At 67.2% G+C, this 24,967-nt stretch carries 19 protein-coding genes and 1 tRNA gene; 12 read left to right on the top strand and 8 right to left on the bottom strand.

Annotated elements, in window-relative coordinates; genetic code table 11:
• Positions 1-1,497 precede the first annotated feature (1,497 nt).
• The 6 genes from rsmG to rpmH form a co-directional block, all read right to left on the bottom strand.
• A complete protein-coding gene (gene rsmG / locus ON27_RS00005; RefSeq protein WP_083887288.1) occupies positions 1,498-2,292 on the bottom strand; it encodes a 16S rRNA (guanine(527)-N(7))-methyltransferase RsmG in 795 nt (264 codons plus the stop codon).
• 143 nt (positions 2,293-2,435) lie between these two features.
• Positions 2,436-2,942 carry a Jag family protein gene (locus ON27_RS00010; RefSeq protein WP_086007404.1) on the bottom strand — a complete coding sequence of 169 codons (507 nt, stop codon included), beginning with the start codon at positions 2,940-2,942 and terminating at the stop codon, positions 2,436-2,438.
• Between the two features lie 160 nt (positions 2,943-3,102).
• Positions 3,103-4,182 (bottom strand): membrane protein insertase YidC, encoded by a 1,080-nt coding sequence (gene yidC, locus ON27_RS00015; RefSeq protein ID WP_043717318.1) that lies wholly within the window; start codon positions 4,180-4,182, stop codon positions 3,103-3,105.
• 4 nt (positions 4,183-4,186) lie between these two features.
• On the bottom strand, positions 4,187-4,579 hold the full coding sequence (gene yidD, locus ON27_RS00020) for a membrane protein insertion efficiency factor YidD (protein WP_043717320.1): 393 nt from the start codon (positions 4,577-4,579) through the stop codon (positions 4,187-4,189).
• Positions 4,576-5,007: a ribonuclease P protein component gene (gene rnpA / locus ON27_RS00025; RefSeq protein ID WP_043717324.1), complete on the bottom strand. Its 432-nt coding sequence runs from the start codon at positions 5,005-5,007 to the stop codon at positions 4,576-4,578. The genes yidD and rnpA overlap by 4 nt, the downstream gene beginning before the upstream one ends.
• 21 nt (positions 5,008-5,028) lie before the next feature.
• Entirely contained in the window at positions 5,029-5,172 is a 144-nt protein-coding gene (gene rpmH / locus ON27_RS40990; protein ID WP_006550910.1) for a 50S ribosomal protein L34, read from the bottom strand.
• Between the two features lie 634 nt (positions 5,173-5,806).
• Here rpmH and dnaA point away from each other — a divergent pair.
• From dnaA to ON27_RS00080, 11 genes are all read left to right on the top strand, one after another.
• Positions 5,807-7,744: a chromosomal replication initiator protein DnaA gene (gene dnaA, locus ON27_RS42325; protein WP_043717326.1), complete on the top strand. Its 1,938-nt coding sequence runs from the start codon at positions 5,807-5,809 to the stop codon at positions 7,742-7,744.
• Positions 7,745-8,616: 872 nt separating this feature from the next.
• Positions 8,617-9,792, top strand: a complete 1,176-nt coding sequence (gene dnaN, locus ON27_RS00035) for a DNA polymerase III subunit beta (protein ID WP_043717329.1) — start codon at positions 8,617-8,619, stop codon at positions 9,790-9,792.
• A gap of 243 nt (positions 9,793-10,035) precedes the next feature.
• Positions 10,036-11,286, top strand: coding sequence for a DNA replication/repair protein RecF (gene recF / locus ON27_RS00040; RefSeq protein ID WP_051046072.1), 1,251 nt, complete (start codon positions 10,036-10,038; stop codon positions 11,284-11,286).
• Between the two features lie 359 nt (positions 11,287-11,645).
• On the top strand, positions 11,646-12,206 hold the full coding sequence (locus ON27_RS00045) for a DUF721 family protein (RefSeq protein ID WP_043717331.1): 561 nt from the start codon (positions 11,646-11,648) through the stop codon (positions 12,204-12,206).
• A 192-nt stretch (positions 12,207-12,398) separates the two neighbouring features.
• The gene (locus tag ON27_RS00050; protein WP_051046073.1) at positions 12,399-13,310 is read left to right on the top strand and encodes an alpha/beta fold hydrolase; all 912 of its coding nucleotides are present in this window, start codon (positions 12,399-12,401) and stop codon (positions 13,308-13,310) included.
• A 298-nt stretch (positions 13,311-13,608) separates the two neighbouring features.
• On the top strand, positions 13,609-15,651 hold the full coding sequence (gyrB, locus tag ON27_RS00055; protein ID WP_043717334.1) for a DNA topoisomerase (ATP-hydrolyzing) subunit B: 2,043 nt from the start codon (positions 13,609-13,611) through the stop codon (positions 15,649-15,651).
• Between the two features lie 109 nt (positions 15,652-15,760).
• Complete coding sequence (gene gyrA / locus ON27_RS00060) at positions 15,761-18,274, top strand: DNA gyrase subunit A (RefSeq protein WP_043717336.1); 2,514 nt, start codon at positions 15,761-15,763, stop codon at positions 18,272-18,274.
• Between the two features lie 39 nt (positions 18,275-18,313).
• Positions 18,314-19,567 carry a DUF3566 domain-containing protein gene (locus ON27_RS00065; protein ID WP_043717338.1) on the top strand — a complete coding sequence of 418 codons (1,254 nt, stop codon included), beginning with the start codon at positions 18,314-18,316 and terminating at the stop codon, positions 19,565-19,567.
• A 212-nt stretch (positions 19,568-19,779) separates the two neighbouring features.
• Positions 19,780-19,853: transfer RNA gene (locus ON27_RS00070), tRNA-Ile, on the top strand.
• A 122-nt stretch (positions 19,854-19,975) separates the two neighbouring features.
• A complete protein-coding gene (locus ON27_RS00075; protein WP_043717344.1) occupies positions 19,976-21,220 on the top strand; it encodes a tyrosine-type recombinase/integrase in 1,245 nt (414 codons plus the stop codon).
• Positions 21,221-21,305: 85 nt separating this feature from the next.
• Positions 21,306-22,265: a coiled-coil domain-containing protein gene (locus ON27_RS00080; protein WP_157227047.1), complete on the top strand. Its 960-nt coding sequence runs from the start codon at positions 21,306-21,308 to the stop codon at positions 22,263-22,265.
• 748 nt (positions 22,266-23,013) lie between these two features.
• Here ON27_RS00080 and ON27_RS42605 read toward each other — a convergent pair.
• Complete coding sequence (locus ON27_RS42605) at positions 23,014-23,403, bottom strand: hypothetical protein (protein ID WP_157227048.1); 390 nt, start codon at positions 23,401-23,403, stop codon at positions 23,014-23,016.
• Positions 23,404-23,628: 225 nt separating this feature from the next.
• On the opposite strand from ON27_RS42605, the gene ON27_RS39565 reads away from it, so the two are divergent.
• Positions 23,629-23,982, top strand: coding sequence for a hypothetical protein (locus ON27_RS39565; RefSeq protein ID WP_157227049.1), 354 nt, complete (start codon positions 23,629-23,631; stop codon positions 23,980-23,982).
• 380 nt (positions 23,983-24,362) lie between these two features.
• On the opposite strand, the gene ON27_RS00095 is transcribed toward ON27_RS39565, so the two are convergent.
• Positions 24,363-24,785 (bottom strand): hypothetical protein, encoded by a 423-nt coding sequence (locus ON27_RS00095; RefSeq protein WP_043717353.1) that lies wholly within the window; start codon positions 24,783-24,785, stop codon positions 24,363-24,365.
• Between the last annotated feature and the right edge of the window lie 182 nt (positions 24,786-24,967).

The raw sequence follows: 24,967 nt of genomic DNA on the forward strand, positions 1-24,967 counted from the left end.
ATGCGCGGAAACTGCCGCATCCTGCGGCGCAGGCAGCCTCCTGCGGCGCACTTCTATCCCGGTGACCTACCCGACTACCGCGTGCATTCAGCGCGACCCACGTGAATCAGCCAGCGCACACGAACGGCGCAACACCCACTCGGGTACGAATCGTCCGGCTCGTACCGCATCACCTCAACCACTCCTCGCCAGCGAGGGTGCACTCCTCGCGGTCGGGGTTCGCGACCGCTGGTCTGCGCCCGATGACCTCGGTGTAGGACTACTGCCTGCGCGCACGAACCTCCGGGTTTCCGACCAATGAGCGAAGTTCCCTCTCGCGCGGAGACAACTACCCCCTCGTACCCGCCGAGCGGCAGGACCAGATGACCGCGGAGGCTGCGCGCGAATCACAGCGCGCGCGGCGTCCGTGAGGGGAGCGGTGGTCACTCGGCCCGTTCGCCTCTTGCGCAGACCCAGCACAAAGACACCCATCCGGCCGCGTGAACCAACTGGAACACCGAGCCACTTCCGAGCGATCGCGACTATCCGGCACACCCACCACCCAGTGCGGGCAGTCCCCCACGAGCGACGGCCGCAATGGAGTCTGCCGATCGACCGGTCGTGGGGTGGTCCTTCTGGTCGTGGTGTGTGGTTCCGGCCCGGTGAGGGTGTGGTCCTTCCGGTCGTGGTGTGAGGTTCCGGCCTGGTGGAGGTGTGGTCTGGCCCGGAGGTGGTTTAGTCCGGCCCGGAGATGTGTCCGGATCAGGCGCTCTGCGCCGGTTGCACCTTGATCCATGATTTGCGTCCAGCTCGTCGGTTCGGCTGCCCAGGTAGGGACTCATCCGAATGAGTGTGGTGTGCGAGTGCCGCCAAGCGACGGATGGGTGCCGGTGATTGCCGAGCGCCTGCGATTCCTCCGGCGGATGGTTCGGGCATGCATTGTCGTCGAAATTGCTCCTGCGCCAGGTGGCTACCGCGGGCGGTCATTGCCGTGCGGACGCATCTGGGGAGTGGGCCGGGTGTGCTGTGCGGTCCGGTGGAGATGTGCGGGTCCGGATCCCGGGGGAGATGTGCGGGTCCGGGTCTGGTGGAGGTGTGCGGCCGGTCCGGAGGTGGGGTGTGGTCCGCGCCGTTGTGGCCGCCTGCGAGGGTAGAGAAATACTTGGACTCGTCGCCTACAGGAATGTCGAGCGCAGGGTCCGCATCGGTCAGTCGACTTCGCTCTGATTCACGTGAAACATCCGCAACGGTCTTGCAGGTGCGCCCGCAAGCCGCAGTGCCTGTCCGGCGCTGCCGCATCCACCCCGACCGTCACCAAGCCCTCCAGATGAGCGTTCCCGACCATGCTCGCCGACCTCCTTTTCCCACCTCGACTCACCATTACGTCAGAGTGACGAAACGACCCCGGGCTTCGGGGTCGGCCGCCCGCCCTTCGCAATCGAGCATGGAAAAACAGGCAGCAGGCGGTAGCTCACGGCACGCGCTACCCCGCGCTGGTCCGCCTACAACCGCCGACGCTCACTTGGCCTTCCGCGCTGCGCGCTTGGCGCGTCCACGCTCCGTCGCTACGGCGCGCGTCGTCTTCTCGCCACGCTCGACCGCTCGTTCGGCACGCCGCCGGGAGGTGCGCTCGGCACGGGGGAGCCGCTCAGCGCTGATCACCATGGTCGGCGTGGATACCAAGCCGGCGCCGCATTCCAGCAAGACCGCATTGCCTGCCCCGGCTTTCGCCAGGGCGTCGCCATCGCGCGCGAGTTCCTCCGCGGCGCTGGCTCCCTTGAGTGCGAGCATGTGCCCGTGGTCGCGGAGGAGGGGAAGTGACCACTGCGCGAGTTTCCCGAGCGGAGCCACCGCACGGGACGTGACGACATCGGCACCACCGGCCTCCTTCATCACTCCGGACTGTTCGGCGCGCCCACGTACCACGGTGACGTCCAGTCCGACGGATTCGATGAACTCGCTCAGGAAGATGGTTCGGCGCAGCAGTGGTTCGACCAAGGTGATCCGGAGGTCGGGCCGGGCGATCGCGAGCGGGATGCCGGGCAGGCCCGCGCCGCTGCCGATGTCGACCACGGACGCACCCTCGGCGATCAGTTCACCGAGTACCGCGCAGTTGAGGATGTGGCGATCCCAGAGGCGAAGCACCTCGCGCGGACCGATCAGCCCACGCTCAACACCCGCGGTGGCGAGTGCGGTGCAATATCGACGCGCGAGATCGAGTCGGTCGCCGAAGATGGTGGCCGCCGACACGGGTGGCTCCAACTCCGCGGGCACCGCGGCGGTTCCACCGAGATCTCGTTCCACGTGAAACATCCTTCCGAACTCGGGTCGATCTACGTGCGAGCAATCAGGCTACGGACACGAACAAGGCCCCCGGTCCGAAGACCAGAGGCCTTATCCAACCACTACCCAGGCGAGGCGCGAAACATGCCGCCCACTCGGGGAAACGCCGCCGCTCAGCCGGGAACGACTACCACGTGGCGGTTCGGTTCGACGCCTTCACTCTCGCTGCTCACGCCTTCCACTGCGGCCACCGCGTCGTGCACGATCTTGCGCTCGAATGGCGTCATGGGCGCCAGCGACTCCGGCTCACCGGATTCCAGCACGCGCTGAGCCGCGGCCGCGCCGAGCTCGCTCAGCTCGGACCGCCGCTTCGCCCGCCAGCCCGCCACGTCCAGCATCAGCCGACTGCGCACTCCCGTCGTCTGCTGGACGGCGAGGCGAGTCAGTTCCTGCAAGGCGTCGAGCACCTCGCCGTTGCGTCCCACGAGCTTCGTCAGGTCCCGGCCGCCGTCGATGCTCACCACGGCACGGTCGCCTTCGACGTCGAGATCGATGTCCCCGTCGAAGTCGAGCACGTCGAGCAACTGCTCGAGGTAGTCGCCGGCGATCTCGCCTTCCTCGATGAGAGCTTCCTCGGCATCACTCACGACATCGCCGGTGTCCGCCCCGGCGCTCACCATCGTCGTCGCCACGGTGGCGTCCCCTCCGTCGGTCTCAACAGTCATTTGATTTCCTTCATCTGCTCATCGCGCGCGCCGGGCAATCGCCGCCGGGCGGTATTCGCGATCAAGGGGTTGCTCAGTGATCGAGGCGGGCTGCTCGTCCCACCGACCGTGTGACTCAGCGCCTGCGCTTCTGGTTCGCCCTGCCCCGGTTACCCGGCCGCTTCTGACCGGCTGGACGGCGTTGACCCGAGGCTTGCTTCGAGGGCTTGCTGGTGCCGTTCGTCGACGCGTCAGCGGTGTCGTCCGATGCGGTATCGGGGGCGGCGGCGGGCGCCTGCTTCTTCTTGACGTTGACCGGTTTCGCGCCGGGCTTCGGCGCGTTCTGTGCGCGCTGCTCGAGCTTCGCCTGCTTCTTGGCTTCCTCTTCCTTCTCCATGCGGCCGAAGACGAGGTGCTGCTGCCCGTAGGTCCAGATGTTGTTGGACACCCAGTAGAGCAGGATGGCGATCGGCAGAAACGGACCACCGACGAGCACACCGAGCGGGAACACCCAGAGCGCGAGCTTGTTCATCATCGCGGCCTGCGGATTGGCAGCCGCTTCCGGCGTCTGCCGCGCCACCGAGGCGCGGGCGTTGAAGTGGGTGGCCAGACCGGCGATGACCATGAGGGGGATCGCGACGAGCGCGATGCTCAGCCGGCTCGGCACGCCGCCGAAGTCGGCGAATGCCTGCAGCTCGGCGACCGGCGTGGTGATGAACGCCGAGATGGGTGCGCCGAAGATGCGCGCGCTCAGGAAGGACTGGACGTCGGCGGCGCTGAAGACGTAGTTCGCGGTGTTGGCGTTCTGCTCGGGCGTCAGGCCCAACTGCCCGAAGCCGTGACCGGTCCGGTTGAACGAACGCAGCACATGGAAGAGCCCGAGGAAGACCGGCACCTGAGCGAGGATCGGCAAGCAACCCATCAACGGGTTGAAGCCGTTCTCCTTCTGCAGCTTCTGCATCTCGAGCGCCATCTTCTGGCGGTCGTTCTTGTATTTCTTCTGCAGCTCTTTGATCTGTGGCTGCAGCTCCTGCATCTGCTTGGTGGTGCGCACCTGCTTGACGAACGGCTTGTAGAGCACCAAGCGCAGCGTGAACACCAGGAACACCACGGCGAGCGCCCAGGTGAGACCGTTGTCCGCGCCGAACGCGAACCCGAAGACCCGATGCCAGAACCAGAGGATCCAGGACACCGGGTAATAAATGAAGTCGAGCACGGCTCTATGCACTCCCGTCGTTCGTGTCGCCGATCACCGCGTGCGGCGATCCTTTACAAGCGTTCGGCTCCGACCGCGGCCCGGCGGACAGGCTCGGGTCCTGCGGCGCCGCGTCGGTCGCTGCCCCGCCCGCCGGCTCGGTGCGCGCTGTGCTCCGCTTCCGCTCCGGGACGGGGTCCCACCCACCAGGGTGCCAGGGCGCGCATTTGGCCAAGCGCACGACCGTCAGTCCGAGCCCGATGAACAGGCCCCGGGTGCGCAGTGCGGTCACCGCGTACTCGCTACAGGTCGGGGTGAATCGGCACACCGGCATGCGGGTGGGGGAGACGTAGGTCCGATACAGCTCGATCAGAAAGATCAGCACGTTCACGGGCAGTCCGGCGATCGAGCGGCTCATGCCGAACCACCCGTTGCCGTACCCGTCTCGGCGCCGACGCCGAGCTTGCGCAGTGCGGCGCGCAGCTGGCGCAGCAGGTCCTCCGACGACGCCGTCGCCGCACCCGGGAGCGCGCGGATAACGACATCGGTGCCGGGCGGCACTTCGTCGACCACCCGGGCGCACATATGACGCAGGCGGCGGGCCACGCGATGTCGAACCACCGCGTTGCCCACCGCCTTGCTGACAATCAACCCGAAGCGTGGCCCGCCTACGCGGACCAGCGCGTCCTCCGGAAGCTGATCGAGTCGTCCATTCGCGCCCACGATTCCGTCATACCCGTGCGCGAGCGCATGCACGACCAGATCACGCCTCCCGATTCGCTGGCCGCGGCGCACCGTCCGGGAGAAGTCGGCACGATGATGCAACCGATACGGCTCAGGCAACACCCGAGCGTCCGAGAGCGAGGATCAGGCAGTGAGGGAAGCGCGGCCCTTGCGGCGACGCGCCGAGACGATGGCGCGGCCCGCACGGGTGCGCATCCGGAGGCGGAAGCCGTGAACCCGCGCCCGACGACGGTTGTTCGGCTGGAACGTCCGCTTGCCCTTGGCCACGGTCAACACTCCTCGAGTAGGGGGGCACCAGGTAGTGCCCGAAGCTTGTCGGTGATACGTGTATTGCGCGAATGAATCGCAGGTCTGGTCATCATCGGCGCGCGTCGGTCCTGGCGCACAGTCGGTCGATCACGACCTAAACGCGGTCAGCACAAGACCGCCACCGCACCAAGGGGTGACTGTACGAGGGTACTGATCGGCTCGGGACGGGTCAAACTCGGCCCACCCCTTCGGTCAGGTACCGGCGACCAGGCAGAACGGGTCCCACGGTCAGTCGTTCCGGCAATGACCGTGAGTTCGTCCACACCCCTAGCCATCGCGCAGCCCCGGCCACTAAGGTACGTAGCCAGGCGATTGCTGCAGAACCGCAGGTCGTAGCGTTGCCCCTCTCGCGCGTGCGCGCGTTCCACAGCTCCCCAGGGTTCTCCACATCTGTGGATAATTGTGTGGAAAGACCCCTGGAGTGGCATATTCGTAGGGCCGACGGTGCCACGCCGCTGTCCAGATGGGGGACCCGGGCAGCGTCCGAACCGGTTACGGACGTACGCAGGATCACGGGATCGACCCAGAGCGTCGCACTCCACGCGTGCCCCGGCCGTCTGCTCCTATCGACCTACTCCGGGGAGGAAACTGCATGGACGACGAGCAGAACGTGTTGGCCACCGTATGGCCCGAGGTTGTCACCGAGCTCACCACCGGCTCACCCGACGGCGCGATTCCTCCGGTGACCCGAGCACAGCAGGCCTGGCTGAAGCTGGTCAAGCCGCTGACGGTCGCACAGGGGTTCGCCCTGCTCTCGGTACCCTCGTCACTGGCCCAAGAGGCCATCGAACGCGATCTGCGCGAGCCCATTCTCCGCTCCCTCGCCCGCCGGCTCGGTCCCCAGGTGGAAGGACTCGGTGTCCGCATCGCCGCGCCGACCACTCCGACCGTCGACCGGCAGAGCAGCACGCCGCGGCACGCGCGGATGACGAGCAGGCCCGAGCGCACCCGAGAAGGCCGTGGTCCCGCCGCCTACCCGGGTGCGGAATTCCCCGGCCGCGACGCCTACCCGGGGCCGCGCTACGCACAGTCGGCCGATTTCGCGCCGGCGGCGCCGTACCACGACGGCTCCGACTATCCGGGCGCCGAGTACGACCAGGACTTCGCGCCGCCGGAGGAGTACCGCCAGCCGGATTACGCCCACGCCGAGTACCCGCAGCGCGGCGAGTACTCCACGGCTGCCGAACTGCCGCCGATGTCCGGGCCGGACGTGGCTCCCCGGCGTGAACCCGGCCTTCCACCGCGCCGGGAACCGGCCGTCCCGCCAGGGCAGGAGTCGCTGTTCAATCCCGAACCGTCCCCGGGCGGAATGCGCGGCCAGATTCGAGCGCAGGTTCGCGAGACCGCCGACGACGTCCCGGGTTCGGCACACGATCCGGTGCGGGAACCCGTGGGTGACCACCCGCGCGGCGATCACGACGACGAGCCCGTGGTGAACGTCCGCAATTCCTGGCCCACCTACTTCGCCAAGTCGCAGGAAACTCCTGCTCCAGCGACGTCCTCGGCCAGCCTGAACGCGAAGTACACCTTCGAGACCTTCGTCATCGGCGCGTCGAATCGCTTCGCGCACGCTGCCGCCGTCGCTATCGCCGAAGCCCCCGCGCGCGCGTACAACCCGCTGTTCGTGTGGGGAGCTTCCGGGCTGGGCAAGACCCACCTGCTGCACGCGGCGGGCCACTACGCGCAGCGTCTGTTCCCCGGCATGCGGGTCAAGTACGTATCCACCGAAGAGTTCACGAACGACTTCATCAACAGCCTGCGCGACGACCGGAAGGTGGCGTTCAAGCGCCGCTATCGCGAGACCGACATCCTGCTGGTCGACGACATCCAGTTCATCGAGGGCAAGGAAGGCATCCAAGAGGAGTTCTTCCACACCTTCAATACCCTGCACAACGCGAACAAGCAGATCGTCGTCTCCTCGGACCGTCCGCCCAAGCAGCTGGCCACCCTGGAGGAGCGGCTGCGGACGCGCTTCGAGTGGGGTCTGATCACCGACGTGCAGCCGCCGGAGCTGGAGACGCGCATCGCCATCCTGCGCAAGAAGGCGCGGATGGACCGGCTCGATGTGCCGCACGACGTGCTGGAACTGATCGCCAGCCGGGTGGAGCGCAACATCAGGGAGCTGGAGGGCGCGCTGATCCGGGTGACCGCGTTCGCCTCGTTGAACGGCCAGCCGCTGGATCTGCCGCTGGCCGAGGTGGTGTTGCGCGATCTGATGCCCGACACCGCGGCGCTGGAGATCAACGCGGCCACCATCATGGCCGTCACGGCGGAGTACTTCAACACCACCCTCGAGGAGCTGACCGGCCCCGGCAAAGCGCGGCCGCTGGCGCAGGCGAGGCAGATCGCCATGTACCTGTGCCGGGAACTGACCGATCTGTCCCTGCCGAAGATCGGCCAGGCGTTCGGCCGTGACCACACCACGGTGATGTACGCGGAGAAGAAGGTGCGCAAGGAGATGACCGAGCGGCGCCGCGTCTACGACCAGGTGCAGGAACTCACAGCCCGGATCAAGCAGCGCTCTCGCTGAGCCGCATCCACACCTGAGCACCGCCCCTGACCTGGGGCGGTGCTTTTTTGTGCCTGTGGATTCCTCGAGGAATCCTTGTGGAGTCCTCGAGGAATCCCCTGGTTTGTCCACCGATTCGTGCACAGGGTGGGGTACCGGTCCCCGGGAGTTCCCTCACAGGCCGAATTCAACAGTTTCCCCAGGCTCCGTTACGCACAGCCGCTGACCAGCGGGGTGTCCGGATCGAGCCTTGTGGAATCCTCGAGGAGTCCGTGTGGAGTCCTCGAGGATTCCTCGAGCTGTCCACGGTTTCGTGCACATGTGTGAACAACTGGGTGAATCAGGTGGAACAACTCGAGGAGCGCTCGAGGATGAATCCGGGACAACCCGGGAGCCTCCACAGACGCCGAGTGTTCATCCTCGAGACACCCCGTGGTCATCCCCACGGCACCACGCCCTGTGACCAGCGGATTCGGCCGCAGTCCACAGAATCCACAGCGCCTACTACTACTTTGGTTCTTCTCATTAGAGATCTCTCTTCAAAACAGGGTGTGTGGAAAGTCGGTCGGACAGCGCGCCTTCGGAACCGGCCGGGTTTCTCGCAAGGAAGACAGCGCGGACGAAGTACCGACCGACGGGTGATCCACGCGCACGGTCCACGTCGGCACAGCGCACACTCGGTCCCCTCATGACTCCCGTCTCATCCCTGCTCCGGACGCGGCCGTCCGTAACGCCGGAGGGTCGGGCTAGGTGCGCGTGCCGCGCGCGGGTACGGTTTGATGTCGGTCGCCTGTGCCAGACTGCGAAGGCGGCCGATTCGGCAGGACCCTTTCGAGCACCGACACTGACGAGCCGACAACAGATCACGGAACCGGGAGAGGACAGATCGGGCGATGGAGCTTGCGAGCATGAAGTTTCGGGTCGCCCGTGAGGATTTCGCCGACTCCGTCGCCTGGGTGGCGCGCAGTCTCCCGTCCCGGCCTCCGGTTCCGGTGCTCGGCGGCGTGCTGCTGGTCGCCGACGAGGACGGTCTCACCGTCTCCGGCTTCGACTACGAAGTCTCCGCGCAGGTGCGGGTCGCGGCCGAGGTCGCGGGGCCGGGCCAGGTGCTCGTCTCCGGTCGTCTGCTGGCCGACATCACCAAGGCGCTGTCCAACAAGCCGGTCGACGTGTCGGTGGACGGTACCCGCGTGCTGATCGCCTGTGGCAGCGCGAAGTTCTCCCTGCCCACCATGCCGGTCGAGGACTATCCCCAGTTGCCCGAGGTGCCGCAGCAGACCGGTGAACTGAGTGTGGATGTCTTCGCCGAGGCCGTCTCGCAGGTCGCCGTCGCCGCAGGCCGGGACGACACCCTGCCCATGCTGACCGGTATCCGGGTGGAGATCGAGGGCTCGCAGGTCGTCCTCGCGGCGACCGACCGGTTCCGCCTCGCCGTCCGGCACATCGAATGGCAGCCCGCGCGCGCCGACATCGAGACGTCGGTGCTCATTCCCGCCAGGACGCTGTCGGAGGCCGCCAAGACGCTCGGGCCCTCCGACGCGCCCGTTCAGCTGTCCCTCGGCACCGGTGCGGGGTCGGACGGTCTGCTCGGCATCGTCAACGCGGGCCGCCGGACCACCACGCGCCTGCTCGACGCCGAATTCCCCAAGTTCCGCCAGTTGCTCCCCAAAGAGCACACCTCGATCGCCACGATCGCCGTCGCCGCGCTCATCGACGCGATCAAGCGCGTCGCGCTGGTCGCCGAGCGCGGCGCTCAGGTGCGGCTGGAGTTCTCCTCCGACGGCTTGTTGCTGTCCGCGGGCGGTGACGACGCGGGCCGGGCCGAGGAGTGGCTGGAGGCCGATTTCCGCGGCGAATCACTCACCATCGCGTTCAACCCCGGCTATCTCATCGACGGCCTGTCCGCGCTGCACGCGGACCGCGTCACCTTCGGATTCACCACGCCGAGCAGGCCCGCCGTCCTGCTGCCCGCCTCCGAGGAAGAGCCGGAGGCGCTCGATTCCGGCACGTTCGCGGCGTTGTCGAGCCCGTACATCTATCTGCTGATGCCGGTCCGGCTCCCGGGCTGATCACCTGTGCACAACCGGGAATCGTGCGGATCCGCGCCGCGTGATCCGGTGCCACCGAGCGGCGACGTCGCTGGAGAATCCCCAGCGACGTCGAAGAACTCCGTTCCGCGGTGGCTGAGTGCGAACGTTATCCACAGATGGTCCACAGGGCTGCGGCACATCGCACGGCAGTCGCCGGACGCGCGGACAACGTGCCGTTCGGCGGAAATGTCCGCTTCGGCCCAGGCAGGGGCGCGATAGCGGATGTTCGTCCGAGCTCTGTCGCTGCGTGACTTCCGCTCCTGGGAGCATGCGGAACTCGAATTATCCCCAGGTCGAACCGTTTTCTTGGGATCGAACGGCAACGGCAAGACGAACCTGTTGGAAGCGATCGGCTACCTGGCCACTCTCGGGTCGCATCGCGTCGCCACGGAAACCCCGTTGATCCGTACCGGGACGGAGCGCGCCCGGATCGGCGCCACAGTGGTCAACGCCGGCCGCGAGCTGCGCATCGATGTCGAGCTGAACCAGGGCAGCGCCAATCGCGCGCAGATCAACCGCTCACCGGTCCGCCGGAGCAGGGAGATCCTGGGGATTCTGCAGACCGTGTTGTTCGCGCCGGAGGACTTGGCGCTGGTACGCGGCGATCCTGGGGAGCGCCGACGATTCATGGACGAGTTGTGCACAACTCGCCTGCCCAGGCTGGCCGCGGTCCGCAGCGACTACGACCGGGTTCTGCGCCAGCGTTCGGCCCTTCTGAAAACCGCTGGGCGGCATGCCAGGTCGAAGGCGGATCTCGGCACCCTCGACGTTTGGGACGGGCACCTGGCCGAGCACGCCGCCGTACTGCTCGCTCAACGGCTGCGCTTGGTGCACGACCTCGCGCCGTATCTCGCCGGGGCCTATGCCTCGATCGCTCCGGAGTCGCGGCCGGCCTCGATCGCCTATCGCAGTGCCGCGCTGCCCCCGGAGTTCCTCGATCCGGCCAGACCGCCGCGTCCGGAGGATACGGAGGAACTGGCGGCGATCGTGCTGCGCGAACTCGCCGCCGCGCGACCGAAGGAACTCGAGCGGGGGGTGTGCCTGGTCGGCCCGCATCGCGACGAACTGGATCTGCTGCTCGGGGCGTCGCCGGCGAAAGGATTCGCCAGCCACGGCGAATCGTGGTCGTTTGCGCTGGCCCTTCGGCTGGGGGCGTTCGAACTGCTGCGCGCCACCGGAGCCGAACCGGTATTGCTGCTCGACGACGTGTTCGCCGAGCTCGATCGCCGTCGCCGCGCCGCGCTCGCGGCCGTCGCGGCCGACGCGGAGCAAGTGCTGATCACGGCAGCGGTGCCGGAAGACGTGCCCGCCGAACTGGCTGCCGTGCCGCTGCGGGTGGAAACCGTGGGCGGTTCCGACGGCCGCGTCTCGCGCATCGCGCAGGACCGGCCCGGCAGTGGCGAGGCTGCGGATATGGCGCTCGAGCGCGAAGGAGATCCGATCACCGAAGCGCCGGAATCCCGGGCGCCATAGTTGTCCACAGCAGGAATGGACAGGCGATCCGAGTGTCGGCGTCGGCCGCCCTTGTCCACTACAGTGATCAGTCGTCGGGAAGGCTGTTCGAGTTCTCAACAGCCGAAACCGATTTCCAATACCTGTGGACAACTCATCCAGGCTTGCCGGAACAGTTCAGTGGAGTACGGGCCAGCAACAGTCGAGCAAGCGACCAGTCTCCTCCGAGAATCCGGCTTTCTGGGCGGCGAACGGGTCATATCGCTGCGAGATCAGGGGGTCGACCCGCTGGCGTTCCTGCACTGGCAACCTTCGGCCATGGTTGGGGACAACTTGAACAAAACTGGGGACAACCTACCGGCCGCGAAGGGAGATGGGCGATGAGCGATCAGCCCTCGGAGCCCGGATCCGCAGGTCCGGAGCCCGAATTACGCGGAATCGATCTGGCTCGGCGTGCCTTGGAAGAGGCGCGGGCCGCGGCGCGGGCGAGTGGCAAGGCGGTCGGTCAGGGGCGTTCGTCGCCGCAACGCAGGCTGCGAGCCGGCGGCCGCAGACGCACCGGATGGTCCGGCGCGGGCCCGGACGACCGTGATCCACAGCCGTTGTTCAAATTGGCGGGCTCCCTCGCCAAAAGCCGCGGGTGGTCGAACAAGGTTGCCGAGGGCATGGTGTTCGGCCGTTGGGCGGGAGTGGTCGGCGAGGACATCGCCGCGCACGCCACGCCGGTGACCCTGAAGGACGGCGTGCTGAGCATTGCCGCCGAGTCGACCGCCTGGGCGACCCAGTTGCGCATGTTGCAGGGCCAGATCCTGGCGAAGATCAATGCCGCTGTCGGCCAGGGCGTGGTGACCTCGCTGAAGATCTCGGGGCCTGCCGCGCCGAGCTGGCGCAAGGGTGAGCGGCATATCAAAGGGCGCGGACCGCGCGACACCTACGGATGACCACCCGGAGAGGTATCTGATACGCGGTGTTACATTTACCCGCAGTGGCGGCGTCACGCCGGTCAGCCGACCGGCCTACTGGATGGACAACGTGCTCGGGCGCCATCGCGAGGTGCGTTTCACGTGGAACGCTCGCCGGTGCGGCCGAGGCCCGCCGGGCCGAAACGGAATCGTCCGGACAGAAGGGGTTCGATGACCATCACCACGTCAGTCGGTCCGTTTCCGGCGGCCGCGACTCGAATCGTTCGCCGGGGCGAGGTCGAACTCGCGGTCTACGAATGCGGCAATCCCGAGGGCGTGCCGGTCCTGCTGATCCACGGCTGGCCCGATACCCATCTGCTGTGGAGCCGGGTGGCGGCGCAACTCGGCGGACGGCACCGTGTGATCGCCTTCGACAACCGGGGCGCGGGTGACAGTTCGACGCCGATCGCGGTCGAGGCGTACCGGATCGAGGAGCTCGCGGCGGATGTTCGCGCGGTGATCGACGCGGTCGCGCCGGGAACACGGGTGCATGTCCTCGGGCACGACTGGGGATCGGTGATCGGCTGGGAAGTGGTCGCCGCGCCGGACGCCGCCTCGGCGGTCGCGTCGTTCACCTCGGTGTCCGGCCCGAATCTCGACTTTCTCGGCGCCTACTTGCGTGGTCCTCTCACCGCGGCACGGCTGCGCGGCGCGCTGGCCCAAGCTGTCGCCTCGGCCTACACCGTGGCGTTCCAGGTCCCCAAGTTGCCCGATCCAGTGCTGCGGGTATTGTCCGGCCGCTGGCCGCGTTTCCTCGCGTTCTTCGACGGCGTCGACCCCGCGCTGGTGGAGACGGCGCCCACGCTGCGCGCCGATATGATCAACAGTCTGAAGCTCTACCGTGCGAACATCCGCTCGCACCTGCGCCATCCGCGGCCACGCCCGATCGAGGTGCCCGTTCAGCTGATCGTCGCCACCGGCGACCGTGCCGTGCGGCCGGTGGTCAACGCCGAGGCCGACCGATGGGTGCCGCGTTTGACCCGGGTCGAGATCCCGGCGCGGCACTGGTCGCCGATCTCGCATCCGGCGGAGCTGGCGCGCCACACCGCCGCGTTCCTCGCGCGGGTCGATGCCGAGCGCTGATCCGGGCCAGTGACTTGCCATGCTCTCTCAGCCCACTTCTGATGGATCGAAAACGGCGTGAGGCGGAACCGAGTCGCCGAAATTCGATTTCTTGCATCCACGGCGCCGTGAGGGGTGTCGTAGGTGGGTTGTAAGTTGGGCGTACCAGTAGGATGGTGACGTAACTAGCGGCGATACCTTCGGCGCGTTCCGCACAGTCCGCGCGTGGACCCTCATCACCGAGCAGGCATACAGGGCCTCACGCGTGCTGTCCGATCGCTCTATGCCGGGATCAGCAAGTAAGGAGAGCTACCGACCAGTGGCTGCCAAAGACTCCAACGTATCGGGTTCGACCAGAGCGACCGGGAAGCAGGATTACGGTGCCTCCTCCATCACGGTTCTCGAGGGGCTCGAGGCGGTCCGCAAGCGTCCGGGCATGTACATCGGCTCCACCGGTGAGCGTGGTCTGCACCATCTGATCTGGGAGGTCGTGGACAACTCCGTCGACGAGGCGATGGCCGGGTACGCGACGAAGGTCGAGGTCACCCTGCTGGCCGACGGTGGCGTCGAAGTGGTCGACGACGGCCGCGGCATCCCCGTGGCGATGCACGCCCAGGGTGTCCCGACCATCGAGGTCGTCATGACCCAGCTGCACGCGGGCGGCAAATTCGATTCGGATTCCTACGCGGTGTCCGGCGGTCTGCACGGCGTCGGCATCTCCGTGGTCAACGCACTGTCGAGCCGGCTGGAGGCCGAGATCGACCGCGACGGCTACCACTGGAGCCAGACCTACAAGGATTCCACCCCGGGCAAACTGGCTCAGGGTGAGCCGACCAAGAAGACCGGCACGACCATCCGTTTCTGGGCGGATCCCGAGATCTTCGAGACCACTACCTACAACTTCGAGACGGTGGCCCGCAGGCTGCAGGAGATGGCGTTCCTGAACAAGGGGCTGACCATCAAGCTCACCGACGAACGCGTCAGTGACTCCGATGTCACCGACGAGGTGGTCAGCGAAACCGCCGAGGCGCCCAAGCACGCCGACGAGAGCGCGCCCGCCGAGCACAAGGTGAAGACGCGGACCTACCACTACCCGGGTGGTCTGGAAGACTTCGTCCGCCACATCAACCGGACCAAGCAGCCCATCCACAACTCGGTCGTCGGGTTCACCGGCAAGGGCACCGGCCACGAACTCGAGGTGGCGATGCAGTGGAACTCCGGTTACTCCGAGTCGGTGCACACCTTCGCCAACACCATCAACACGCATGAGGGCGGCACGCACGAAGAGGGCTTCCGCGCGGCGTTGACCACGGTGGTCAACAAGTACGCGAAGGACAAGAAGCTCATCAAGGAGAAGGACGGCAACCTCACCGGTGACGACATCCGCGAGGGCCTGGCCGCGATCGTGAGCGTCAAGGTCGGCGAGCCGCAGTTCGAGGGGCAGACCAAGACCAAGCTCGGCAACACCGAGGTCAAGTCGTTCGTGCAGCGCACCTGCAACGAGCACCTCACCCACTGGTTCGAGGCCAACCCGGCCGACGCGAAGACCATCGTGAACAAGGCGGTGTCCTCGGCGCAGGCCCGCGTCGCCGCGCGCAAGGCCCGCGAGCTGGTGCGGCGCAAGTCCGCCACCGACTTGGGCGGCCTGCCCGGAAAGCTGGCCGACTGCCGGTCCAAGGACCCGAGCAAGTCCGAGATCTACATCGTCGAGGGTGACTCCGCGGGCGGTTCGGCCAAGTCCGGCCGCGACTCGATGTACCAGGCCATCCTGCCGATCCGCGGCAAGATCATCAACGTCGAGAAGGCGCGCATCGACAAGGTCCTCAAGAACAACGAGGTCCAGTCGATCATCACCGCGTTCGGCACGGGCATCCACGACGAGTTCGACATCAGCAAGCTGCGGTATCACAAGATCGTCCTGATGGCCGACGCCGACGTCGACGGTCAGCACATCTCCACGCTGCTGCTCACGCTGCTGTTCCGGTTCATGCGCCCGCTCGTCGAGCACGGCCACGTCTACCTCGCGCAGCCGCCGCTGTACAAGCTCAAGTGGCAGCGCACCGAGCCGGAGTTCGCCTACTCCGATCGGGAACGCGACGGTCTGCTCGAGGCGGGTCTAGCGGCGGGCAAGAAGATCAACAAGGACGACGGCGTACAGCGCTACAAGGGTCTCGGCGAGATGAACCCCAAGGAGCTGTGGGAAACCACTATGGATCCGGCGGTGCGGCTGTTGCGTCAAGTGACGTTGGACGACGCGGCTGCGGCCGACGAACTGTTCAGCGTCCTGATGGGCGAGGACGTGGAGGCGCGACGCAGTTTCATCACTCGCAACGCCAAGGACGTCCGCTTCCTAGATCTGTGAGCCCGCGCGTATCTCGTGACGCGCGAACCCACGATCCCGCACTACACCATCTTGCGGCGCTCATGACGCCGGACGGGTGCGCGAGCAGCCGCAAGACACAGGAGACCTCATGACCGACACCACCCTGCCCCCGACCGGCGGCGAGCGCATCGAGCCGGTCGACATCCAGCAGGAGATGCAGAACAGCTACATCGATTACGCGATGAGCGTGATCGTCGGCCGCGCGCTGCCCGATGTGCGCGACGGTCTGAAGCCGGTGCACCGGCGCATTCTGTACGCGATGTACGACAACGGGTATCGGCCCGACCGCGGTTACGTGAAGTCCGCGCGTCCGGTGGCCGAGACCATGGGCAACTATCACCCGCACGGCGACGTACCGATCTACGACACCTTGGTGCGCATGGCGCAGCCGTGGTCGCTGCGCTACCCGTTGGTGGACCCGCAGGGCAACTTCGGTTCCCGTGGCAACGACGGCCCGGCGGCCATGCGCTACACCGAGTGCAGGCTCACGCCCATCGCGATGGAGATGCTGCGCGAGATCGACCACGAGACGGTCGATTTCGTGCCGAACTACGACGGCCGCTCGCAGGAACCGGTGGTGCTGCCGTCCCGGGTGCCGAACCTCCTGATCAACGGCTCGGGCGGCATCGCGGTCGGCATGGCGACCAATATCCCGCCGCACAACTTGCGGGAGGTCGCCGAGGCGATCTACTGGGCGCTGGAGAACCACGACGCCGACGAGGAAGCCACCCTGGCCGCCTGCATGGAGCGAGTCAAGGGCCCCGACTTCCCGACCGACGGCCTGATCGTCGGCAGCCAGGGCATCCACGACGCCTACTCCACCGGTCGCGGCTCCATCCGCATGCGTGGTGTGGTCGAGATCGAGGAGGACAACAAGGGCCGCACCACGATCGTCATCACCGAGTTGCCCTACCAGGTCAACCCGGACAACCTCATCTCCTCGATCGCCGAGCAGGTGCGCGACGGCAAGATCGCGGGCATCTCCGACATCCACGACGAGTCCTCCGACCGCGCCGGCCTGCGCATCGTGGTCACGGTCAAGCGCGATGCCGTGGCCAAGGTGGTGCTGAACAACCTCTACAAGCACACCCAGCTGCAGACCAGCTTCGGTGCCAACATGCTGTCCATCGTCGACGGGGTGCCGCGCACCCTGCGGCTGGACCAGATGATCCGCCACTACGTCAACCACCAGCTCGACGTCATCGTGCGGCGCACCCGGTACCTGCTGCGCAAAGCCGAGGAGCGGGCTCACATCCTGCGCGGCCTGGTCAAGGCGCTGGACGCGCTGGACGAGGTCATCGCGTTGATCCGCCGGTCGGCCGACACCGAGACCGCGCGCACCGGTTTGATGCAGCTGCTGGACATCGACGAGATCCAGGCCACCGCGATCCTGGACATGCAGTTGCGGCGCCTCTCGGCGTTGGAGCGGCAGAAGATCGTCGACGAGCTGGCCAAGATCGAGCTCGAGATCGCCGACCTCAAGGACATCCTGGAGAAGCCGGAGCGCCAGCGCGCGATCGTTCGCGACGAACTGCGCGAGATCGTCGACAAGTACGGCGACGATCGGCGCACCAAGATCATCGCCGCGGACGGCGACGTGGCCGACGAGGATCTGATCGCCCGCGAGGACGTGGTCGTCACGATCACCGAGACCGGCTACGCCAAGCGCACCAAGACCGACCTCTACCGCAGCCAGAAGCGCGGCGGCAAGGGCGTGCAGGGCGCCGGGCTCAAGCAGGACGATATCGTCAAGCACTTCTTCATCACCTCGACGCACGACTGGCTGCTGTTCTTCACCAACAAAGGCCGGGTCTACCGCGCCAAGGCCTACGAACTGCCCGAGGCCAACCGCACCGCGCGCGGCCAGCACGTGGCGAACCTGCTGGCCTTCCAGCCGGACGAGAAGATCGCCCAGATCATCCAGATCAAGTCCTACGACGACGCACCGTACCTGGTGCTCGCCACCAAGAACGGCCTGGTGAAGAAGTCGAAACTCACCGATTTCGACTCCAACCGCAGCGGCGGCATCGTCGCGGTGAATCTGCGCGACGAGGACGAATTGGTCGGCGCGGTGCTCTGCTCGGCCTACGAGGACCTGCTGCTGGTCTCCGCGCTCGGACAGTCGATCCGCTTCTCGGCCACCGACGAGGCGTTGCGTCCGATGGGGCGCGCCACCTCCGGCGTCCAGGGCATGCGGTTCAACGACAGCGACGAACTGTTGTCGCTCAACGTGGTTCGTGACGGCACGTATCTGCTGGTCGCGACGTCCGGCGGTTACGCGAAGCGGACGGCGATCGAGGAGTACACCGCGCAAGGCCGCGGCGGTAAAGGCGTATTGACCATCCAGTTCGACGCGAAACGTGGCACCCTGGTCGGGGCGCTCATCGTCGACGACGACGACGAGTTGTACGCGATCACCTCCGGGGGCGGCGTCATCCGGACGGCGGCGAAGCAAGTTCGTAAGGCTGGACGACAGACCAAGGGCGTGCGATTGATGAACCTCGCGGAGGGCGATACCTTGCTTGCGATCGCGCGCAATGCCGACGAGCCCGATCCCGATCAGGTCTCCGGTGGCGGCGACACCGGCTCCTCCGAGAAGTAACCCATCAGCGGCGGCAACGAACGGACCCAAGGATTCCCATTGACCACTCCGAATCAGCCGAATGACGAGCGGCACCAGACGAACGGTGTGACCGAGCGGATCGCACCGTCACCGATCCCGCCGCGGCCGATCCCACGGCCGGTCGCCTCGGCCGAGAACGGTCAGCCCGGCGGTCAGCAAAGCGGCGGTCAGCCGGGCGGTCACCCTGGTGGCGGCCAGCCCGGCAGCCACCCTGGTGGCGGTCAGGCGGGCAGCCACCCTGGTGGGCCGGGTAGTCACCCGGGCCAGCCGAACGGGCCGCAGTCCGGCGGGCATCCGGGCAACCAGCCCGGCGGCAACCCGCCGAACGCCCAGCCGCACGAGAGCCGCGAGCAGCAGGGTGATTTCGCGCCGCAGCAGGGCGCGCCGGATCAGGCGCCCGGTGGTGACGGCCAGGACCGCTTCGACCAGAAGACGGCGCGGATCACCAACCAGGCCCCACAGTCCGCGCCCGAGCGGCAGTCCGCGCCCGAGAGCGAGGACAAGCAGCCGGTCGGCGCCGCCACCAACGGTGGGCAGCAGTCGCCGTACCAGGACGGATGGTCGCAGCTGCCGCAGCGCGAGCCGCAGTCCAACCTGTACCGTCCCGGCCAGGCGCCGGTCACCGGACGCCCGAATTCGGGTGGCGGGGTCGGTCTCGGCGGCGGCACGTCGAACGCGCGCACCACCGCCGACTTGGCCGCCAAGGCCGCGCGCAAGGAAGCGGCGATGGTGAAGTCGGTCGGTATCGACGGGCCAACCCGCAGCATCGCCCGACCGGAGCTGATCAAGGACATGCCGGACCTGTCCGAGATTCGGCATCCGCTGCCGCCGACCGAGGCCCCCGGGAGCCCGCAGCCCGGGCCGGTCTCGCCCGCGGTTCCGGTCGCGGTGGCCGCCGCGGTCGCCTCCGGTGAGCCGCTGCGGGCCACGGTGCAGATCCGTCGCATCGATCCCTGGTCGACGCTGAAGATCTCGCTGGTGATCAGCGTGGCGATGTTCTTCGTGTGGATGCTGGCGGTCGGCCTGCTGTACATCGTGCTCGAGGGCATGGGCGTGTGGGAGCGGCTGAACAACACGTTCACCGACATGGTGTCCCAGGACAGCGGCTCGGTGGGGCTGATCGACGCGGGCACCGTCTTCGGATACGCGGGCGTGATCGGCCTGATCAACGTGGTGCTGTTCACCGCGCTCGGCACGGTGGGCACCTTCATCTACAACCAGTGCTGCGATCTCGTCGGCGGCATCCAGGTCACCCTGGCCGACCCCGACTAGTCCGGGCCTGCGGAACGGCCGGTACCCGCCACCACGGGGGTACCGGCCGTTCGGCGTTCGCGCCGTCCGCTGACGTAGGCCAAGGCTCGCACTGCCCTGCCAGCGCTGCGGCAAGTGGGCGTGAGTAGGGCATCTACCAGCCGTTTTGGTTCAGCGGAGAGGTGTTGTGTAGTCTCTACACGTTGTTGTTCACAGTAAACAACACCAGGTACGGGCCTATAGCTCAGGCGGTTAGAGCGCTTCGCTGATAACGAAGAGGTCGGAGGTTCAAGTCCTCCTAGGCCCACCCACGAACCTTCAGGTCAGGACCACATTCGCGGCTCTGAGCATCTGTGTTATGTCACGCTGGTGTCACAGCAGGGCTTTTACCGCATCTCGAGGCGTTTCCGACCCAGGAGACACCTTCACATGTTCACTCCACGCCCCCGACGCCGCTCCGACGGTTCGATCGCCTGGCAGGTCCAGTTCGAATACCACGACGAGGACGGCGTCCGTCGCCGCTCCTCGGAAACCTTCGACGACTTCTCGCCCGCGGAACGCTGGGCCGGACTCGTCGATCGCATCGGCGTCCACGAGGCGCTGAAAGTGCTGGAAGTCCAGCGCCGCGATGGCAGCGGGGTCCGCCTGATCGACTGGCTGACCCGCTACACCGAGCGGCTGCGCGGCGTGTCCGAGCCTGTCCGGCGCAAGTACCACGCCTACATCCGCAACGACATCGCACCGTTCTTCGGCGACACCACCGTCGACGCCGTCACCCAGGACCTCGACGCCGCGTGGATCGTGTACCTGGAACAGGACAAGGGCAACTCACCCAAGACCATCCACAACAAGCACGGCTTCCTGTCGGGCGGGCTGCGGGCGGCCACGCTGGAACGACCCGAACCGCTGATCGCCTACAACCCGTGCACGGGCATGCGGCTGCCCCGCCACGACGCGCCCGAACTCGACATCTTCGACAACGACGAGTGGGAACTGTTCGAACAACTGCTCGGACAGCGCTGGCGCGCGCTGGCGGAGTTCGGCCTGGTCTCCATGGCCCGGCCCAGCGAGATCTTCGCCCTGCTCGTCGACGACATCGATCCCGACACCGGCGCGGTGCGCATCAGCAAGGCGTGGAAGGACAGCGGCAGCCGCCTCACCCTCGGCAAGCCCAAGACGAAACGCGGAGTGCGCACGATTCACGTGCCGCTGGAGACACTCGAGCGACTGGACCTCGATCGCCCCGGCGGCGAGCTGCTGTTCCACACCGTCAACGACACGCCGATCACGGCGGGCTACTTCCACAATCGCGGCTGGCAGCCCGCGTTGCGCCGACTGAAGGCTCTCGCGCGAGGCGATTTCGAGCCGTTCAGCAAGAAGGCGCTGTGGCGCGGCGCGAGCCCCGAGCAGTTGATCACGCACTACGGCAAGGCGATCACAACCCTGCAGGGCAAGCACCTGACCCCGTACACGCTGCGGCACACCGGCATCTCCTGGAAGCTGCAGGACGGAGTACCGATCTTCGTGGTCTCCCGCGACGCAGGACACGAATCGGTCACCATCACCGACCGCCGCTACGGCCACAACGACCGCACCGCCAGCGCCTCCGCGGCGCAGGTCATCGCCGCGCGGCTTCCCCAAGCTCGCGCGCGCATGCTCACCCTCGTCGCCTGACCAACCGCATCCGGCCCCTGACCCGCATTCCGTTCCATTCCAGCGATGGAATGGAACGGAATGCAACGGAATGGAATGGAACCCCATGCTGAAAGCCGTTGACCTCGCGGCAACCGGCACCCCACCGGACCGCTGCCACTTCCCCCACTGCACCGTCCCTGTCCCACCGCGCGCACCCGGGCGGCCGGGAGCGCCGCGCCAATACTGCGACAACCCGGAACACAACGCGCAGAAGGCGTTGCGCCGCAGGTTGAAAGAGGCCGAACGCGACGCCGGCGCCGAACCCGTGCGGCCGTCGCTGCGGCCGGTCACCGATGGCATCCTCACCCTAGCCGCGCTCCTGGACCGTTACGAACACCTGCGCGGAGAACTTGCCGCGGTCGCCACCGACACCGCCGAGCTGATCACCGAACTCACCGATCCCACTGCCCTCGACCGCGAGATCGCCGAGATCCAGCGCGACGCCACCCGCCGCATCACCGCCGCCGAACAAGCCCGAGCCGACGCCGAACAGGCCACAGCGGCCATGCGCGAGCGCATCGACCGGGCCGTCGAACTCGAACAACTCGCCATCGCCGCCGCCGAGGAGGCGACCGAGACCGCGGAGCAGGCTGGCGCACGCCTGGCCCAGGTGGAGCAAGACGCAGCGGCGCGGATCGCCGAGGTGGAGGCGGACCGGGACCGGGTCTATGAAGAAGCCGAAACGGTACTCACCGAGATGCGCGGCCACGTCGACAGCGCTCGCGTCGCACACGCGCGGGCCGAGGCAGAACGCGATGCGGCCCGTCAGCAAGCCGAATCGACTGCTGCGAAGAACCAGCGGCTAAGTGACCAACTCGACCACGAGAGAGCCGAACACCGCCAGCAGCTCGAACGCCGCGATGCCGACTACTCCCGCGCGATAACCGCAGCCCACGCCATGGCCGACCGTGCAGCCCGGGAGCACCGTCAGCAGCTGAGCGAGGTGCTACGCGGAAATAGCCACGGGAAACAACCGCCTGTTCTGCTCGCTGGCGCAGCCAGCGAGAACCATCACGATCGCTGACTCACAGGTCTCACCATTCACAGGTGGACCCTGCACCGCAACTGGGCTCGGGCTAGGAGGACAAGTCTCTTGGGCCCGAGCCCGGTGGCGTACCTCCTCTCCCGTTACGCTCCTGCTCCTCCTTCATAAGGACACCGGGGTGTGAGACCCAGTGCGCTGGATGCATCGCTGCAGTCGGGGGAACACTCGGCGGACTCGTCTGCTGGCCCTGCGGGTCGTGCGGCATTGCGGCGGTGACGCAGAAACTCGGACCAGATCCGGGCTGATTCCGCAGACGTTGGATCGCCGTTGAGCGGCGGTTCAGGGTTCGGCGGCATCTCGGTGCCGAGAAATCGGCCACCCCGGCGCTGCTGTGGCATGCGGTGCGCTCCTAGATCGCCGCCGAGCACATCGAACGCCTGGTGGTGCTGCGCGCGCACCGGCTGCACCGGGACTGCTGGAACGCGCTGGTGGGCCTGTGGCGCGAGACCGGCGTCGGGGTGGTGATGGTGTGTCATGCGACCTCGCGCACCGCCGCGCTGGCGATGCTGCCGACCGGGGTCAACGCGCGGGTGGACGCGGTCTACCAGTCGGGGATGGCCGCGGCGTGCCGGTGGCTGCACGGCAACCCCGGCTCGGTCAAACCGAGATCCGGGGTGGAGGAAGCGCTGTGCCAGACGGTCACCGCTGAAGTGCACGGCGATCTCGGCGCGGTCGACCTCCCTCCGGTTGGGGCTGTGTTTGGCCTGTCGCGGGTCTTGCGTGCGAACTACTCCCGCACTTCGGTGTTGGGCAGGTCTAGCGCCGATCCGATCGCCGACCAGCTGTCCCCGCCCGCGCGGGCATCGCTGATCACCTGCCACCGGTTGCCGGTGAGCGCGGCGACCAGGCGCCGATTGGCCTCCAAGGCGCGAGCGGGGGTGATGAGGGCATGTTCTTGAAGCATCGCGACCGCGGCGGCGGCATCGTCTGGGCTGCTACCGAGAGAGGTGCCGCCTTCATCGATGGCGTCGAGGACGGCGCGGGCGGTCCGTCGATGGTGGTAGGTGCTCCACACCGCGTGTAGTGCGCGTTCGTCACCCTCGGCGAGCACGACCACGACATCGGTTCCGGCGGGCACAAGCCCCGGTCGGGGAGTGTGAATTGCTGAAAACCCCATCGGCCAATCTTCGCCCAGCCCTGCGGATTCCGTGTCCGGTCAACCCAACCTGACCACTGCGGCAGCCTATCGTTGGCGGTATGGCCACCACACTGATCTGTCTCGACGATGTCCTGATGGCACAAGTCGAGGCCGCGGCCGACGGCAACCTGTCCGGGTGGATCGCGAAAGCGGTTGTGCGAGTGCTTTGCCATGGCGCGGCGCGCGGGCCGGATCGCATGGTCAGTGATCCGGGCCGACACCCAGATCGCGGTCGCGGCCCCGACCGCCTATGCCGGGCCCACCGACTTCTGGTCCCAGGTCGACGCGGCCGCGACGACCTACCACCTCGATCGCCAGGCCGGGCAGCCGGTGGTCCTCGAATTGTGGTGCGAGACCGCGAGAATGGTGCCGCAGTTGGCTCGCAGCGCCGACTATGGGATCAGCTGCTACTCCGGTGGCGGGTTCGACGGCTTGACCGGTAAACACGACGCCGCGGCCCGCCCGGTGCCCACCCGGGTTTTGCACATCGGTGACCGTGATCCCAGCGGCAGCACATGCTCACCGCGCTGGCCGAGGACGTGCGCGCGTTGGCCGTAGCAGAGGGTGCGGTGGTCGAGTTCGAGCGCGTGGCGGTCACCGAGGAACAGGTCCGCACCTATCACCTGCCGACTGCGCCGGCCAAGGCGAGCGACCACCGGTCCTTCAGCGGGACCACCACCCAGGCCGAGGCCCTTGGCGCCGGATGTCCTCGCCGCGATTGTGCACGCCCGGATCCAAGCCCACCGTGACCTCGAGATCGGTCGGCAGGTCCTGGACCGAGAGCGCATCGAACGCCACCGCATCCGCCGTGAGCTCGGGTGACCTTCCTTCTGCGACCTGCACGATTCGTTCATGGAGCCACGAAACAGCTTCCGAGCGTGCCCGGCACCCGCTGCGCGGGGCGCCGACCCGGATTCTGGATCTGGCCCGGCCGGGCGTCATCGGCCGACGTACCAGCATCCGTAGTTGCGCAGCGACGCCATGAGCTGACGCCATTCCGGGACCGAATGAGGTGCGCTGGCGATCGGCGCCCGGCGATCGTGAGCGCCTGCGACGACAACGCTTTCGAAGGAGTGCCAGCACTCCTGGTGCCCGCAGTTCGCGCAGATGTTCGGATTGAAGCTGCGGCCGCGCTCACGCCGCTGCCCCAGCAGCGCCGCCGCATCAGGTCGGCCGGCGGCCGTCAGCACGGTGCGCGCGATGTGCACGGGAAGCTCCTGGTCGGTGGCGACCGCTTCGACCATTCCGTCCCGTCCCAGCGCACGCGCTTCGACCGCCCACACCCACTGTTGCTCGATTCCGCACCGGTCGCAGGTGTGCGGATACCCCAAGACATCGACGAGCAGCGTTGATTTCCCCATGGACAGAGACTGCCATGCCCTCACGCCCCGCCGATCGCGATCGGCCCGAGCCCGAAGGTGGCCAGCCGCACCACCGAGCACTGCCCGGCAGATTCCGAATTACACTGTGCCACTGCCAACCGCGCCGCCTCGCGTCACCGCTCCAGTTTGGCGGCCGCCGTCGGCGCGTCGATCACCGTGGT

Source organism: Nocardia asiatica NBRC 100129 (genome assembly GCF_000308415.1).
In the GTDB taxonomy this organism is placed as follows: Bacteria; Actinomycetota; Actinomycetes; order Mycobacteriales; family Mycobacteriaceae; genus Nocardia; species Nocardia asiatica.